This window comes from Hymenobacter antarcticus, assembly GCF_039539545.1.
Classification (GTDB): Bacteria; Bacteroidota; Bacteroidia; order Cytophagales; family Hymenobacteraceae; genus Hymenobacter; species Hymenobacter antarcticus.
Genome location: NZ_BAABDI010000001.1, coordinates 386,819 through 401,369 on the forward strand (window position 1 = coordinate 386,819; position 14,551 = coordinate 401,369).

Annotated in this window: 15 protein-coding genes; 2 read left to right on the plus strand and 13 right to left on the minus strand. The window is 63.9% G+C overall.

Features of this window, described 5'->3' with window-relative positions:
* Positions 1 to 9 precede the first annotated feature (9 nt).
* From ABD819_RS01610 to ABD819_RS01645, 8 genes are all read right to left on the minus strand, one after another.
* The gene (locus ABD819_RS01610; protein ID WP_345120242.1) at positions 10 to 426 is read right to left on the minus strand and encodes a hypothetical protein; all 417 of its coding nucleotides are present in this window, start codon (positions 424 to 426) and stop codon (positions 10 to 12) included.
* A gap of 174 nt (positions 427 to 600) precedes the next feature.
* The gene (locus tag ABD819_RS01615) at positions 601 to 786 is read right to left on the minus strand and encodes a DUF3606 domain-containing protein (protein WP_345120244.1); all 186 of its coding nucleotides are present in this window, start codon (positions 784 to 786) and stop codon (positions 601 to 603) included.
* 50 nt (positions 787 to 836) lie between these two features.
* Positions 837 to 3,014, minus strand: a complete 2,178-nt coding sequence (locus ABD819_RS01620; protein ID WP_345120246.1) for a TonB-dependent receptor — start codon at positions 3,012 to 3,014, stop codon at positions 837 to 839.
* Positions 3,015 to 3,110: 96 nt separating this feature from the next.
* Positions 3,111 to 3,422: a hypothetical protein gene (locus tag ABD819_RS01625; protein ID WP_345120248.1), complete on the minus strand. Its 312-nt coding sequence runs from the start codon at positions 3,420 to 3,422 to the stop codon at positions 3,111 to 3,113.
* Between the two features lie 49 nt (positions 3,423 to 3,471).
* Positions 3,472 to 3,861, minus strand: a complete 390-nt coding sequence (locus ABD819_RS01630; RefSeq protein ID WP_345120250.1) for a VRR-NUC domain-containing protein — start codon at positions 3,859 to 3,861, stop codon at positions 3,472 to 3,474.
* A 7-nt stretch (positions 3,862 to 3,868) separates the two neighbouring features.
* Positions 3,869 to 4,720 carry a hypothetical protein gene (locus ABD819_RS01635; protein ID WP_345120252.1) on the minus strand — a complete coding sequence of 284 codons (852 nt, stop codon included), beginning with the start codon at positions 4,718 to 4,720 and terminating at the stop codon, positions 3,869 to 3,871.
* Positions 4,605 to 5,558: a hypothetical protein gene (locus ABD819_RS01640; protein WP_345120254.1), complete on the minus strand. Its 954-nt coding sequence runs from the start codon at positions 5,556 to 5,558 to the stop codon at positions 4,605 to 4,607. Before ABD819_RS01640 ends, ABD819_RS01635 begins: the two co-directional genes overlap by 116 nt.
* Before the next feature lie 25 nt (positions 5,559 to 5,583).
* Entirely contained in the window at positions 5,584 to 5,871 is a 288-nt protein-coding gene (locus ABD819_RS01645) for a hypothetical protein (protein ID WP_345120256.1), read from the minus strand.
* Between the two features lie 87 nt (positions 5,872 to 5,958).
* On the opposite strand from ABD819_RS01645, the gene ABD819_RS01650 reads away from it, so the two are divergent.
* Positions 5,959 to 6,861, plus strand: coding sequence for a S24 family peptidase (locus ABD819_RS01650; protein ID WP_345120258.1), 903 nt, complete (start codon positions 5,959 to 5,961; stop codon positions 6,859 to 6,861).
* A gap of 21 nt (positions 6,862 to 6,882) precedes the next feature.
* Here ABD819_RS01650 and ABD819_RS01655 read toward each other — a convergent pair whose 3' ends face one another.
* The 4 genes from ABD819_RS01655 to ABD819_RS01670 form a co-directional block, all read right to left on the minus strand.
* On the minus strand, positions 6,883 to 7,194 hold the full coding sequence (locus ABD819_RS01655) for a helix-turn-helix domain-containing protein (RefSeq protein WP_345120260.1): 312 nt from the start codon (positions 7,192 to 7,194) through the stop codon (positions 6,883 to 6,885).
* A gap of 126 nt (positions 7,195 to 7,320) precedes the next feature.
* Positions 7,321 to 8,298 (minus strand): hypothetical protein, encoded by a 978-nt coding sequence (locus ABD819_RS01660; RefSeq protein ID WP_345120262.1) that lies wholly within the window; start codon positions 8,296 to 8,298, stop codon positions 7,321 to 7,323.
* Positions 8,299 to 8,345: 47 nt separating this feature from the next.
* Positions 8,346 to 9,596 carry a site-specific integrase gene (locus ABD819_RS01665; protein WP_345120265.1) on the minus strand — a complete coding sequence of 417 codons (1,251 nt, stop codon included), beginning with the start codon at positions 9,594 to 9,596 and terminating at the stop codon, positions 8,346 to 8,348.
* Positions 9,597 to 9,967: 371 nt separating this feature from the next.
* Positions 9,968 to 12,409, minus strand: a complete 2,442-nt coding sequence (locus tag ABD819_RS01670) for a TonB-dependent receptor (protein WP_345120267.1) — start codon at positions 12,407 to 12,409, stop codon at positions 9,968 to 9,970.
* A 216-nt stretch (positions 12,410 to 12,625) separates the two neighbouring features.
* Between ABD819_RS01670 and ABD819_RS01675 the strand changes: the two genes are divergently transcribed.
* A complete protein-coding gene (locus tag ABD819_RS01675) occupies positions 12,626 to 13,189 on the plus strand; it encodes a fasciclin domain-containing protein (protein ID WP_345120269.1) in 564 nt (187 codons plus the stop codon).
* An 81-nt stretch (positions 13,190 to 13,270) separates the two neighbouring features.
* On the opposite strand, the gene ABD819_RS01680 is transcribed toward ABD819_RS01675, so the two are convergent.
* Positions 13,271 to 14,410, minus strand: coding sequence for a J domain-containing protein (locus ABD819_RS01680; protein WP_345120271.1), 1,140 nt, complete (start codon positions 14,408 to 14,410; stop codon positions 13,271 to 13,273).
* Positions 14,411 to 14,551 lie beyond the last annotated feature (141 nt).

A 14,551-nucleotide genomic window follows, 5' to 3' on the forward strand; every position in this document is an offset into this window, starting at 1 on the left:
GCGAAGACGCTACCCGACCTGCCCGAGCCAAGCCGTCGCTTCGGCTTCGGTTTCGAAGCGGCGGAAATGCATGGAAGCGGTGTTGGCCTGCTGCACAATCTGGCCCATGGCGAGGCGGGTGAAAACATCCTGGGCCATGACGACGGCACCGTATAGCCCGGCCGGGTGCTGGGCGGCGGTGTCGTGCCAATGGTCCACTATCCAGGCTACTTCCTCAGGCGTCAAGGGAGCCAGCAGGCGTTGGTCGGTCAGGAAGCGGTGCCAGCGGTTGAATTCTAACAAACTGCGCATATTACTGAGCAGGCCCTGCAACTCGGACAATTTGCGCTTGCCAGGGCTGAACCGCAAAAGGGCGTAGCCGTCGGGGTGCGCGTAGAGGCGGCCAACGGCGTTTTCGAAGTACAGCCTGGGAGAAGCAGGGGTCATTAACGAGGGGAAGGGAACGGGGGGCTGCGCCGGGGGGGGCGTGGTGGGTTGCCAAATGTATGGCCGTTTTACGCTTTCGCGGCTTTGCCGGGGCCATGGGTAACAGAAAGCCCTTTCGGTAAGGAAAGGGCTTTCTTCGAGGTGTAGACAGGAAGATGCTGGGTTGACGGCAAGCTAAGCGGCACGGTTGCGTAGCTCCCGGTCCACGGCATCGGCCAGGACGCCGGCTTTGGCGACGGCGGCGCGGAGCAGCTCGGCGGAGCAGTTGAACTTCTGGGTCCAGTAGCGGACTTCGTGGGCTTCGTGGACGTTGACGCGGGCACGGTCGGCGGGGCCGCGGTCTTGGAGGTTGTCGGACATGGAAAAGGAGGATTGGTGGAAGGACAGGAACGGAGAAAAGCGGCTGGGGTTCAGAGGCTGATTTTCAGGGCGAAGTTGCCCACAAAGCCATCGAGGGGGGCGTAGAGCGGGCGAAAGGTGGGCTGGGTGATGGGGCCCGACACTACTTGCTCAAAGCGGGTCTGGCGCACGTCAAACAGGTTCTCCACGTTGAGCACCACGGAAAAGTGGGGGGCAAATATCTTTTCGGCCAGGGCTCCGCATATCCAGAAGCCGCGGCCCTGGCGGGTGCCTTCGCCGAGGTACTGCGGGCCATTGTAGAAGGCTTCGAGGGCCACGCGGAAGTTTTGCTCTTCTTCGAAGGTGGTGGTGAGCACCAGGCGGTGGCGCGACACAAAGGGCAGCTCGGCGGGCTGGGTGGGGTCGTAGGTCTGGCGGGTGTCGGTGAGGGTGTAGGCGGCCAGGAATTGGAACTCGTCGACGCTCAGCCGCAGGTTGGTTTCGAGGCCGCGGGCCCGGACGGGGGTGGGCGCGTTGACGAAAGCGGTGATGCCTTGGGCGAATTGCGCCGGGTCGGCGATGAGGGGGTGGGACAGCTCGGTGAGGAACACCGCTTGGTTGAAGGAGACGTTGAGCTCGTCGAAGCGGCCGCGCAGGGTGAAGTCGGCGTTGAGGCCGCGGGAGGTTTCGGCCTGCAGCCGGGCCGGGTCGAGGGGGCGCACGTTGACGTAGGCGCGCTGTTCGGTGGTGCTGCTGAACACCGTGGGGGGCTTGTAGCCGAAGCCGCCGCCGGCGCGCACGCTCAGCCAGGGCGCGGGCTTGTAGAGAGCGGAAACGCGGGGCAACACAAACAGGCCGTAGGGGCGCTGGTAGTCGGTGCGCAGCCCGGCCTGCAGGGTGAGGTCGTTGCGCAGCTTCCAGTCGTCCTGCAGGAACAGGCCCACGGTCTGGTACTGGTAGTCGCGGGCCCCGAGGGCCGGGGCGCTGGTTTCGCGGAAGTCGTCGGTGAGCAGGTTGGCGCCGGCCACGGTCCGGTGGCGGCCGGCGGGCACGAGAAAGGAAGCCTCAGAATAGGTAGACAGCTGGCGGCCGGCGAAGTAGGTGTCGCCGGCCTGCAGGCGGCGGGCAAAGGAGCTAACGCTGTTTTTGAGGGTGAGCAGGCGGCTGCGGCCCACGTGGGAGTCGAGGCGCAGCTGGGTGTTGTAGCGCTCGGAGCGGTTGCGCTCGGTGTAGCCTGCCGTGGCGGGGTTGTCGAGGGCGGGCAGGTAACCGCCGGCGCGGGTTTCGACGGTGGCCGTGAGGCCGGCCGATAGCGTGGTGGAGTCGGTGGCGTAATAGTAGAGGCGCGGGGTGACGGTGGTGGCCTGCACCTGGGGCAGGTCGGAAAACTGGTCGCCGCTCACGTCGCGGGCGTCCTGGGTGTTTTGGGTGGCCAGCAGCGTGAGGCCGAGCTTGGCCGAGCGACCGGTGTAGAAGCCGGTGAGGTCGCGCCCGCCCTTGTTGGTTTGGTTGAGTAGCACGTTGAGCTCCGGCTTTTCGGTAGGCGTTTTGCTGACGAGGTTGACGAGGCCGGCGATGGCGTCGCCGCCGTAGAGGGCCGACGAGGCCCCCTTGATGATTTCGACCTGGCGCAAATCCAGGGGCGGAATCTGGACCAGGCTCAATCCTTGGGAGAAACCGCCGAAGAGCGGGAAGCCGTCCTTGAGAATCTGGGTGTAGCGGCCGTCCAGGCCCTGGATGCGGAAGGCCATGCTGCCGGCGTTGGCGGAGGTAAACTGGGGCTGAACGCCGCTGGCCTCGACCAGGAGCATGGCCACGTTGGCGGGGCGCATGCTGGCTTCTTCGTGCACTTCTTCCTCGTCGATGACGTCGATGCGCACGGGCACGTCCTCGATGCGGGAGTTGGTGCGGGTGGCCTCGACCACCACGCCCTGCAGTTCGAGGCTGTTGGGTTCGAGTTCGATGAGGGCGGGGGCTTCGCCGGTTTGGGGCAGGGTGAAGGTGCGGCTGGCTGAATCGTAGCCGAGGCTGGAAAACTGCACGGTGACCACGCCAGCGGGCAAGTTGGGCAGGGTGACCTGGCCGGTGGCGTCGGTGGCCGCGCCGGTATTGAGGGCCGGAACGGCAACGGTGACGCCGGGCAGGGGCTGGTGGGTGCGCTCGTCGCGCACGAGCACGCGCAGCGGGCTTTGGGCCACGGCGGCGAAGGCGCTGCTTGACAGCAGCGCCAGGGAAAACAGAAATTTCATAACAGGAAGGGACGGCCAGCGTCCGGAAAACGAACAACCATTGCGGGGCCGGCTACGGGGGCAACCCGTGGCCGGTGCGGAAGCAAAAAGTTGTTGTCAGACCTGCAGCACCGAGCACCACAGCCAGCGTTTGGCGCGGGGAGGGATTGGGGACGGGCCGGGCCAAGGTTGGGCCGCTAGTCGCTGCTGGGCGGGAGTGCCGCGGCGAACGGCTGCCGGCCGGAAGCGGGGAGCCTTGGGCCGGGCCACCGGGGCCGTTACCGTTATTTCGGTGGGGGCGGCAACGTACTCGGCAATTCCGCGGGCGTGGTAGGCGCGGGCATCTTCGGCATCGGTCTGGCAAACCGTGTTGAGGTAGAAGCTACCAAGCAACAGAAGAAGCAGACGAAGCAGGCGATGGGCGGACATGGGCAACGGAACGGCAGCCCAAAAGTACGCAATGGGCCTGCCTGGCACGTCAATTCTGAGAATGATGCAGGCCGCGGCTTTCGAAGGACTGCTGGAACTGGGCAAAGTCGTGGGCGACGAAGGCCAGGCCGTAGGCGGCTTTGAGCTCGGTGAGGAAGGTGCGCTGGTCGTCGCGGAGCTGGTCGCGGCCGGCTTTGACTTCGACGCCGATGAAGACGCCGTCGCGGTTGCGAAAGCCGATGATGTCGGGGACGCCGCGGCGGGATTGGGGGTTGACGCGCCAGCGGGCTTTGGCGGCGTCGTAGAGGCCGGTGGTGTTCTGGCGCCAGACGGTGTAGCCGTGGTGGGTGAGGAAGGCCAGGATGGCGCCGGTGATGTCGGCGGCGTAGAGCTGGCCGAGGTCGAGGGGCAGCTGGTCGTGCTTGCGGGCGAGGGCCATGGCGGGGCTAGGGGTTGGGAGTGCGGTAGCGTTCGAGCAGGGCTTTTTCTTCGCGGCGGTGGCGCTGGGTCATGTGCTCCTGGGCTTCGGGGGTGGGCTGCCAGTCGGGGCGGGGGTTGCGCTGGATGGCCTGGCGGGCTTCGGCGCGCTGCTGGGCGGCCTGCTCGGGGGTGATGAGGCCACGGGCCTCGCGGCCCTTGGTGATGGTGAGCTTGTGGCGGAGGGCGGCGGCGTTGGGGTGGTCGGCGGGAATCTGCTGGGCCACGTGCTCGAGCATGCGGGGGGCGGCCTGACCGAGCAGCTGCACCGTGGTGGCTTCGGTGCCGGCACCGGTGGCCTTCTGGTCGAGGTGGCGGTGTTCGAGGTACTGGGCTTTGCGGTCGAAGTACTCGGAGATGAGGCGGTAGAGGGTGCTCACGTCGAGGGCCTGGAAGAAGTTGTGGCCGCTGGTGCGGGCTTCTTTCAGGGCCAGGATGATGTCTTTGAGGCTGTCGTGGGTGTAGGTGGTGGCCAGGGTGCTGGCCAGCTCGATGAGGTCGGCGGCATCGGGCTTTTCCTTCACGCGGAGCGAGTCGACGAAGGCGCGCAGGACGACCACCAGCAGCTTGACCACTTCGCGCTCGCCGAGGCGGTGGGTGAGCTGGAAGATTTTGGGGGCGCTGAAGGCCTGGGCTTTGGTGAGGCCGATGCTGATGTCGGCCAGCATCTCGCGCAGCTCGGGGGTGCTGCTGCGGGCCAGGGCGCTAATCCCAACGACTTGAACGGTAGCCAGTAGTTGGGATTCCGGTGTCGGCGTAGGTAGCGCCAGGCTGGTAGGACTGGACGCCGGGGGCGAGCTTAAGGCGATTTTCGGCGACATCGTTGAGGAAGAATTGCTTGGAGGTGGCGAGCCAATCGCGCCGGCGGGGCACTTCGCCCTTTTGCCGCCAGTTCAGGATTTTCTCGTGGTAGAAGCGCAGGTCGGCCAGCGCGTAGTCGGTGCCGTCGAAGGCGGCCATGAAAGCCGGGAGGTCGGCGAGGTCGGATTCGGTGAAAGGGATTTCGGGGCGCTGGGGGCGGGCGGGGGCCTTTCCTTTTCGCGCAACTCGGCCCGCTTGATGCGCGGCGGCATTAGGGGGTGGCTCCTGGGCGGTCAGCTCGGAATCGTCGGGCTCTGAAAGCTGACTCGTTGGGGAGAAAGCAAAGCCTTCTTTTTTTTCAGCTGCCGCCTCATCCAGTTTGATTGATAGAACGGGTTTGTTTTTGTTTCCTGTAGTTTCTACCTGTTTATCAAAAGAGACTACGGCTTTACCACGGCTTGCTACACTGCTTGCCCCACTTTTGGGGTTAGTGCTTGCGACACTTTTGGGGCTAGCTGCGGGCTGGGTTGAGTTCGGAGCTTGGGCCATTTCTGGTGCAGGCTGGGCGGGTTGCAACTCGTGCATGAGGCACCGGCTGGGGCGGTGCTCGGACTTGGACGGCAGGTAGGTGATGAGGCCGTAGGCAGACAGTTCGCGCAGACACTTGAGGTAGGTGCTGGGGCTGCCGATGTGGGCGGCCTGCATGACTTCGGCCCGCACCAGCATGACGGACTCGGGAAACCGCTCCTCGTTCCATTGGGTGAACAGGGCCACGTACAGGCTGACGTGGTGCGGGGTGGCATCGGTGCGGGTCGCCAGCAGCTCGAAGGCCGTGCGGATGTGGCGGATGAAGTTCATGGCGGGGGTGGAGAGGCCAGAACTATCATTCGGCCGACGCCAGGGCGGCGGTGCGGGCCTGCAGGTCCTTGGTGTGGGCGAGCATCTCGGTGGCCACGTTGAGGAACTGTTCGGTGATGTCGGCCCGGCTGGAGCGGCCGTAGATGACGTTGTAGACTGTGCTGATGGCTACTACGGTGCCTGTTGAGGCCAGGCGCTCGACTACTTTCTTGGCGGCGCGGTTGCGTTCGCCGAGCTTTTTGTAGACCTGAAACAGGGTCGGTGTTTGCTCGTTATTATCTTTTGTTTGCCGGTTATTGGTAATCTGTTCCATTTTGTTTGTAATTTAGTACATTTGTCTGGTAAAAGGCAGCGAAGTGTGTACAAACATACGCGAATGGCCGCGCATCTGGTGTATTAAATGACTAAGACTATGGAACCCACGGCCCACGTAAGCCAGCGTTTGCAACAAGTGTTGGAGCATTATCAGTTGACTGCCAGGCAGGCAGCGGTGAAAATGGGAGATGAGAAAAGTGGAAAAATATACAAGCTGCTGAGCGGCGACGCCAAGCCGGGTTTCGACACGCTGACGCAGATGCTGGAGGTATGGCCGGAACTGTCGGCGGACTGGCTGGTAATGGGCCGGGGGCCGATGGTGCACGGTGTCGCGGTGCCGCCGGTGGCTGGGGCAAAAGCGGCAGAAAGCAAGCCGAGCTCAGACGCCTGGAAGAACCTGGGCAACTTCAAGGTGCTGACCGTGACGGTGGACCGGGTAGGCAAGGAAAACACGCTGCTGGTGCCGCTGACGGCGCAGGCCGGGTACCCGTCGCTGTGCAACGAGGCGGTGTATCTGCAGGACATGCACCCCTACCACCTGCCGGGGTTTGAGTGGGGCACGTACCGGGCCTTTGAGGTGTCGGGTACCAGCATGAGCCCGACGTTTGGGCACAAGGACATTGTGGTGTGCAGCGTAGTGGACCGCAAGGACTTGCTGAAGCCGTGGGAGTGCTACGTGATTGTGACGTCGGAAAACCTGCTGCTCAAGCGCATCAGCACGATTATTACGGATGCTGACGAGTCGTTTGAGCTGCACTCCGACAACCCGGGCTACGAGCCTTACCGGCTGCCGGTGGCTGATATTCAGCAGCTGTGGATGGTGCGGGGCTACCTCTCGACCAGCATCCCGGCCCGGCCGCTGGACAAGACGGTGCAAACCATGGAGCGGCTCCAGGAAGTGATTGAGCTGCTGGGCCACGACTACCACGAGGTGAGGCGCTTTCTGGAGGAAAGCACGCACAACGCGGCGCAGCTGCGCGGGCAGTAATGGGGCGAATGGGGCGCATGGCTACCGGCTTTTAGCGCCGGGCTTGACCGTGCGCTTTTCGCTTTGCAGGGCAGCCAGTACTTCGGCCTGCTTGAGGTAGGTGCGGCGGCCCATCTTGTGGTAGGTGAGCAGGCCACGGCGCTTCCACTCGTGGATGGTTTGGGGGCAGACGTCGAGCAGCTCGGCGGCTTCCTGGACGGTGAGCAAGTCGGAAGTGCTGGCTTCGGTCGGAGCTGGGGTAGCGGGACGCTGGGCGGTTTCGTGCCGGATGATGGCGCGCATGTCCTCCAGCAGCTGGGCGTAGGGGACGGGGCTAAGGATGAAAGGCTCCATTTTAGGCGTTGCTGGGGTTGTTAGCCAGCGACGACACAAAGGGAGTTCAGCTTTCATGCGGGTTCAATCGTCGGCATGAAACGCGCACGAAGTCCGCATGAAAGGGTGGGTGGCCCGCATGAAAAGCTAGTGGTTGGCTTTCCAGATGGTAATCCAGCGGCGGGCTTCGACCAGGTAGTCCTGAAAGCGGGCGCTACCGCTGCCGTCTTTAAAGGTGGCCAGGCGGTCACTGAATCTGACGCGGAATTCTTCCTCGAAGGCCTTTCGGTAGACGGGGGCGTCGGCGAAGAGCATGAGCTTGGCTTCGAACAGGGCCCGGTAGGCGGCGGGGAAGGCACTGAGGGGCGCGGCGGCTTTGCCTTTGAGCTCACCGAGGTGCCAGTGGCCGGTATCAGCGTCGAGTACGCCCAAGGAGGTGAGCAAGTCGCGGAGGTCGGCGGGCTTGAAGCTGCCGGAGCACAGCGTGGCCACGTTGGAGGAAAGGGGCACGGGGGCCGCGCCTGGGGGCTTGGCGGCAGCCAGGCGCTGGGCGTTTTGCATCACTTCTTCGGCCACGCTCCGGACGCTGCGGATGCGGCTGTTTTGAGCAAAGGGCACCAGCACGGCAAATAGAAAGCGCAGCAGCTGCAAGGTATTGGGGTCGTGGGGGCGGTAGTGTTGGCGGTGGAGGTTCAGGGATTCCCACTCGGCCCGGAGGCTGGCGCGCGCGCCACGCAGGCGGGCGCGGCCGGTGTATTCGCACAGGGCTTCGGTGAGCCGAACGACCAGCCAGGTGAAGTAGTACTCGTCGAAAAACAGGTCCAGGTCGGTATCGGTGTAGTCCGGAAAAGCGCGGAATTCGGACTGCAGCGCGACCAGCTCAATGGCGGCTTCGGGGTAGGGCTCGCCGTTGATGCCACCCTGCAGGGTGAGCCGGCACAGGTAGCGGATGCGGCCTTCGGGCGTATCGAAGCTGGCCAAGTGTTCTTCGAAGTAGTCGGCCAGGTTGGTGGAGGCGAACGGGCCGGGCGCGCTGAGCCAGTCGCTCAGCGCGTGTAGGAGGCTTTCATAGGCATCGCCGACTTCGGCGGGCAGCGCATCGGAAGGGAGGGAATATTGGCGCATGGCTGCCACGGGGGCCGGCTCAGGATGGTAGAAAGGAGGTAGAAGCGCTAAGCGAAGGCGCGGGAAAACTCATCGAGCATGGTGTCCTCGGTGATGTTGACGTAGCGCCGGAACGCCGACAGGCTTTTGTGGCCGGTGATGCGCATGACCACCTCGGGGCGCACTCCTGCTTCAAGGGCCAGGGTGACGAAGGTGCGGCGGGCGGTGTGCGTGGTGACAAACTCGTACTTGGGCGCCGTGGTGGCGCGGCGCTGGCCGCCGGCGTAGCGCACCCGCTCGGTGGGCGCGTTAATTTCAGCGAGGCGGGCTAGCTCCTTGAGGTGGCCGTTTAGCTTCTGGTTGGCCAGCGGGCGCAGGGTGCCTTCGGTGACGCGGGCCAGCAGCGGGCGCGCCTCGGGGCGCACGGGTATTGTGACCGTGAGGCGGGTTTTCTGGGTAGTCACGCGGAGGCGGTCGGCCTGGATGTGCTCGGGGCGTAAGGCGGCGACATCGGAGAAGCGCAGACCGGTGTAGACGCCGAGCATGAAAAGCGCGCGGGCGTTATCCAGTGCTGGGCGGGCGCTCAGGTCGAGGTCGGCGAGGCGCTGCACTTCCTGGCGGGTGAGGGTGAGAATGTCGGGCTCACGGTGCTGCCAGCTGAATTTCTTGGGGTCGGCAATGACGGGGTAGCCATTGTCGAGGGCCCAATTGAGGAAGTGCTTGAGCCGAAACAGGTTCTTGTGCACGGCGCTGTCGACCAGGTTGCGCTTGGTGAGCAGGTAGCGGGCGAAGCGTTCGGCGAAGCCGTTGCCCACGGTGGCGAAGTCGACGGCGTAGCCTTCGAGCTGCTGTAGGTCGCGCAGGTGACGCAGCGAGGTGCGGTAGGTGCGGAGGGTGTTTGGGCTTTGCGTAAGGCTGCGGCTTTCTATCCACTGGGAGAAGGTGGTGAAGAAGTCGGGGCCGGCGGGGGTGGTAGGTTCGGAAGTGGCGGCTTCGGATTCAGTTACCGGTGCGGTTTCTACTGGCTCGGCGACTTTTTTCAGGGTAGCCAGCGAGGGCAGCGTACCTACAGCGCGGTGGTCATCGTAGCACTTCGTCAGCCGCTTGCGGGTATTCTCCAGCGTGTCGTTTATCTTGCCGTTGTTGGTGTGGGCGTAGCCGCGGGTCAGGGCCTTTTGGTCACTCTTATCCCATTGTTTGGGCAGGAGAGAGATGCCGACGTAAACCTTATGGCGCTGGCCATCAAAAGTGATGGAGGCGATGATTGGAGTGGGTTTATCAGCGGCTGGGTTGTAGAGTAAAAACGTTACTTTAGCCATGTTTTAGAGTGAATTAGTTGCCACTCTAAAGATACTCACTGGTGTCCGACATCGGACAGGAAATCGGACAGTCCGGCCTTTATTAACGGATTTAGTCTGTCGTTAACGGATGAAGGGATTTTGAGAAGTTTGTTTATGGCTTGTTTGGAGGGATTTGGTGTCGGGGTGGGTCAGTTTAGATAGTGCCAATTTAGTACAACTGTTGCCACGAAAAACCCCATTTCTATAACGGAAATGGGGTTTTTGCTTTTTCAGGTTATCACCAAAACCGGTAGTTGGCAGATGGCCTTGGCTTCGGGCTGCCGGCCGGCCAGCAGCAGAATCCGGCCTGGACCCGACGACCGCGGGCAGTAGCACCTTCAGAAACAAGATTAAAACTCCACGATAAACCCAATGGTGGGCACCACCAGCGCGTCGCTATCCGGTAATAAAACCGGCACGGCGTTGCTGCCATCGGGGCGCAGGGGCTGGCCGTCGGTGGTGGTGTAGCCGGAGTTGTCGGCCAGGCGCTCGAAGGTGTAGGTGGGCACCGACACGGGCTTGGTGAGCAGCGCGTTCTGCACGTCGATGTAAAAATCGAAGCTGAGTCGGCGCAGGCTGATTTTCTTGTCGAGGCGCAGGTCGAGCTGCTGGAAAGAGCCCAGGCGCTGGGTGTTGAGGCGGCTGAAATCGAGGATGCCCTGGCCCACGGCCTGGTAGCTGGCGCGGCTGGCGGCTTCGTCGTAGGGCGTGTAGGGGCCGCCGCCGCCCACGCGGTACTTGGCGCCCAGCTCCCAGCCCCGGCCCAGCTTGTAGCCCAGCAGCGCCGAGCCCAAGAAGCGGGTATCCCAGGCCGTGGGCTTGTACACGCCGTCGCGGCCCGTGAACTCAGACCGGAATGCCGTGAGCGACACAATGGCGAAGAGCTTGCCGCTGAGCTTCTGCTGGAAAAAAGCCTCGGCCCCATAGGCGCGGCCCTTGCCGGTGCTGGTCACGGCCTCGTTGCCGATGGCGTTGAAATCGCCCCCCAGGTTGGCCAGGCTGATGCCGTCGCGCACGCTCACCGGGTAGTTGGCGTACTTCTTATAAAAGCCCTCCAGCGTGAAGCGGGTGGCCGCGCCGGGCAGCCACTCCAGCCCCGCCACGTAATGGTCGGCGCGGATGTAGCGGTTGCCTTCGTTCAGGCGGATGCCGGCCGGGTCGCGGTAGCCCAGCAGCGTGCTGGGCGGGATTTTGTAGTAGCGCCCAATGCTGGCGTTCAGGTTCAGGGTGGGCAGCAGGGCGTAGCTCAGCGAGGCCCGGGGCGAGAGCGTCCGGTCGAGGCGGTAGCCCTGGAGCAGGGCGCTGGTGCCATCGGCCCGCAGGCCCGCCGAGACGCTGAGGCGGTTATCGGCCCCGTAGGTGCGGGTGGCCTGGGCAAACGCGCCGTAGCGCACAAAGTCCAAATCGGTGACGAAACGCACCGTTACGGCCGGGCTCACGAGCGCGCCGCTGGCATCGCGCACCTCGGACCGAATGCGGTTTATCAGGTTGTTATCGTAGTGCACCAGCTGGCCCACCACGCCGTAGCTGTACTGCCAGCGGCCCACGCGCTTGTTCACGTCGGCGCGCAGCTTGTTTTCGGTTTCGGTGGTGCGGGCGCGCAGCTTGCGGAAGGCTTCCTGGCCCACGTAGCCGAACTGGAACTGGTCGGCGGCGGCGTACTGCTGGGTGCGGCTCAGGGCCAGATTCAGGTAGCCGTTGTCTACGAGGTGGCGCAGGTTCAGGCCCACCGTGTAGTTCCACTGGTCGATGGTCGGGTTGTTGCGCAGGATGAATTCCTTGCTCGGCGAGCTGTTCTTCGGGGCTACGACTTCGAAGTGGTCGATGGCGCCCAGGCCCAGCGTGGTGAGCGTGGTTTTGGACGAAATCTTCGTCGTCGTCTTAAACTGAAAGTCGTAGAAATCGGGCCGGATAGGCAAGTCAATCAGCTTAAACAGCACCTGCAAATACGAGCGCCGGGCCGAGGCCAGAAACGTGGTATTCTTCGTCAGCGGCCCTTCCAGCGTGGCCGCCACCTCGGTGCCCGAGGTGCGCAGGTTGCCCTGAATGCGCTCGGCATTGCCATCGCGCTGCCGGAACTGCAGCACCGAGCTCAGCGCATTGTCGTACCGCGCCTGAAAGGCCGAGCTGCTCAGCGTCACGTCCTCAATAAAGCTGACATTGAGGATGCCGGCCGGGCCGCCCGCGCTGCCCTGCGTGGCGAAGTGGTTGATGACGGGCACCTCAATGCCGTCGAGGTAATACACGTTTTCGTTCGGCGCGCCGCCCCGGATAATGATGTCGTTGCGGAAGCCGGCCGTGCCGCCGCTGCCCCCGCCGCCCACGCCGGGCAGGCTCTGCACCACCCGCGAAATGTCGAAGTTGCCGCCCGGGTTGCTCTTTATTTCCTCGGTGGTGAGGCGCTGCACGCTCAGCGGGGTTTCGGCCGTGGCCACCCGAATGGCGCGGCTGGCCGTCACGGTTACTTCGCCCAGCGCCTGGGCTCCCCTGTTGATTTCCAGGTTGAGGGTGTTCACGTTGCCGCTGCTCACGGCAATGTCGGCGCGCAGCAGCGGGTCGTAGCCCACGAAGGCGACGCGCAGGTTATAGGCCCCGGCTGGCACGCCGGTGAGGCGGTAGCGCCCCTCGGCGTCGGTAGCGGTGCCGAAACTGGTGCCATCCAGCGTGACGCTCACGCCGGGCAGGGCCTCCTGGGTGGCGCGGTCGCGCACGGTGCCGGCCACCGTGCCGGGGTTTTGGGCGCGGGCCGATACGGTGAGAAGCAGAAAAAGGAGCAGGGTAAAGATGCGCATGAAGCAGCAAGTGTCTGAAAAGAAAAATGTTTTGCCCCGGTCTGTCAGCATGCGCGGAATGCGCGGGATGGCAAGGCGACTACCCTGACTTTTACTATCGAGGAATTTTACTACCGAGGCAATCCACTCACACAAGTAGGGGCGTAGGTGGACCATCAATCAAAACAAACCTGCCAATAAAGTTGTCAGGAAATAAACAACCACTTAATTATCCCGATGAAAAAGACTTTGTTTTCCCTCGCCCTCGTTGCCATGTTCAGCGCTGCTAACCTCACCACGGTTTCGGCCCAGAAGGTTAAAACGGTGATGGTGGGCGGTGCCGCCATGTACCCCACGAAAAACATCGTGGAAAACGCCGTTAACTCGAAAGACCACACCACGCTGGTGGCCGCCGTGAAAGCCGCGGGCCTGGTAGAAACGCTGAGCAGCGCCGGTCCTTTCACCGTATTCGCGCCTACCAACGCTGCCTTCGATAAGCTGCCCGCCGGCACGGTAGAAACCCTGGTGAAGCCCGAGAACAAGGCGACCCTCACCAAAATTCTGACCTATCACGTAGTGGCTGGCCGCATGACTGCCGCTGACCTGATGAAAGCCATCAAAGCCGGCAAAGGCAAGGCTACCCTCAAAACCGTAAGCGGCGGCACCCTCACGGCCATGGCCAAAGGCAAAACCATCGAGCTGAAAGACGAGAAAGGCGGCGTTTCGACCGTAACTATCGCCAACGTAATGCAGAGCAACGGCGTTATTCACGTTGTCAACACGGTGCTGATGCCCCAGTAGAGCTTTCTGAGCTACTGAATTCAACAACGGCAACCGCCGCCGGCCTCGTGCCAGCGGCGGTTGTTTGCGTTCGGGCCAGTCCTATTGGCAGCCTTCCTGCGCCGGGCGGGCATACTCGTAGCCCAGCGCCACGGCCCGGCGGTAAAACTCACAGGCCGCTGCCGAGTCGCGGGTCTGGGCCGCCAGCCGGCCGAGCAGGAAGTGCGTGCGGCCATCGCGCGGGTTGGCCTGCAACACCTGAAAATACATGGCCCGGGCGGCCGCATAGTCTCCCAGCGAGGTGAGGGCCACGCCCCGCACCTGCAGGTAGTGCCAGGGCGTAGGGGTTTGGGAGCGCCGGCGCTGCGCAATTCCCTGGTCCAGGTCGGCCAGGGCCAGGGCGGGCTGGCGCAGGTCGAGCAGGCGGGCTTTGCCACGGGCCAGGTAGGCGGCGCTGAGGGTAGTGTCCAGCTGCAGGGCGTTGGTGTAGCGCAGCTCGGCGGCGGCGGGGCGGCCCAGGGCCGTTTCGCAGCGGCCGAGGCGGTAGAGAATAGTGGCGGCCACGCGCCGGGGAAGGGGCTGCCGCAGGGCCGCCTGGAAATCGGCGCGGGCCGCCCGGCTGTCGTGCCGCACAAGCAGCTCCAGCTCGCCGCGGCGTTGCAGGGCGAACGCGTAGTCGGGCCGGAAGTGCAGCGTTTCGTCCATAAAAGTATAGGCCGCCGAGAAGTCACCCCGGGCGTAGGCGCGCAGGCCCTCTTCGTAGTTGCTGCTGGCCGATACCCGGTCCATGGTCACTTTCACGGCCAGCGCGGCCAGCACAATGCCCGCGATGAAGAGTAGCGTGAGCAGCCAGTCGCGGGCGTTGAAGCGGACCCGCTGCTGCGGAATGCGCTGGTAGTGGCGCTCGTGGGCCCCGGCGGGCGGGCGGGTGCGCAGGGGCGTGGGCGGCGGCATGGGCACGCCGTACACGTGCTGCGAGGCGGGGCGGTACTGCTGCTGGCGCTGGGTGTCCTGAGCGCGGCGGGTGGCCTGGGCCAGCTGGTGGTCATACGTAGCGCGCTTGCCGGCGTCGCCCAGCACGCCGTAGGCCACGGCCACGGCTTTGAACTGGTCCTCGTAGCGCACGTCGCCGCCGTGCTTGTCGGGGTGGAAGCGCACCACCAGCTGCCGGTAGGCCCGCTTGATGTCGGCGGCCGCGGCAGTGGGGGCTACGCCAAGGACTTGGTAATGATTTTGACTCACGCTGGGCAGCAAACACGAAGGACCCCACAAAAGTCAGCCACGCGCCGGAATTTTCCGTAGAACCGGCTCAGTCCGCTACTGCCAATGGTGGCATTCGGACCGACCAATAATCCGCTTTTTTACTTTTCGCCACTCCTTTCT

Excerpts from the sequence above, each read along its gene's own strand:
- ABD819_RS01620 (WP_345120246.1), bottom strand. The coding sequence starts at position 3,014 with ATGAAATTTCTGTTTTCCCTGGCGCTGCTGTCAAGCAGCGCCTTCGCC.
- ABD819_RS01660 (WP_345120262.1), bottom strand. The coding sequence starts at position 8,298 with ATGCGCCAATATTCCCTCCCTTCCGATGCGCTGCCCGCCGAAGTCGGC.
- ABD819_RS01670 (WP_345120267.1), bottom strand. The coding sequence starts at position 12,409 with ATGCGCATCTTTACCCTGCTCCTTTTTCTGCTTCTCACCGTATCGGCC.
- ABD819_RS01675 (WP_345120269.1), top strand. The coding sequence starts at position 12,626 with ATGAAAAAGACTTTGTTTTCCCTCGCCCTCGTTGCCATGTTCAGCGCT.
- ABD819_RS01645 (WP_345120256.1), bottom strand. The coding sequence starts at position 5,871 with ATGGAACAGATTACCAATAACCGGCAAACAAAAGATAATAACGAGCAA.
- ABD819_RS01610 (WP_345120242.1), bottom strand. The coding sequence starts at position 426 with ATGACCCCTGCTTCTCCCAGGCTGTACTTCGAAAACGCCGTTGGCCGC.
- ABD819_RS01635 (WP_345120252.1), bottom strand. The coding sequence starts at position 4,720 with ATGTCGCCGAAAATCGCCTTAAGCTCGCCCCCGGCGTCCAGTCCTACC.
- ABD819_RS01615 (WP_345120244.1), bottom strand. The coding sequence starts at position 786 with ATGTCCGACAACCTCCAAGACCGCGGCCCCGCCGACCGTGCCCGCGTC.
- ABD819_RS01655 (WP_345120260.1), bottom strand. The coding sequence starts at position 7,194 with ATGGAGCCTTTCATCCTTAGCCCCGTCCCCTACGCCCAGCTGCTGGAG.
- ABD819_RS01640 (WP_345120254.1), bottom strand. The coding sequence starts at position 5,558 with ATGAACTTCATCCGCCACATCCGCACGGCCTTCGAGCTGCTGGCGACC.
- ABD819_RS01625 (WP_345120248.1), bottom strand. The coding sequence starts at position 3,422 with ATGTCCGCCCATCGCCTGCTTCGTCTGCTTCTTCTGTTGCTTGGTAGC.
- ABD819_RS01650 (WP_345120258.1), top strand. The coding sequence starts at position 5,959 with ATGACTAAGACTATGGAACCCACGGCCCACGTAAGCCAGCGTTTGCAA.
- ABD819_RS01665 (WP_345120265.1), bottom strand. The coding sequence starts at position 9,596 with ATGGCTAAAGTAACGTTTTTACTCTACAACCCAGCCGCTGATAAACCC.
- ABD819_RS01630 (WP_345120250.1), bottom strand. The coding sequence starts at position 3,861 with ATGGCCCTCGCCCGCAAGCACGACCAGCTGCCCCTCGACCTCGGCCAG.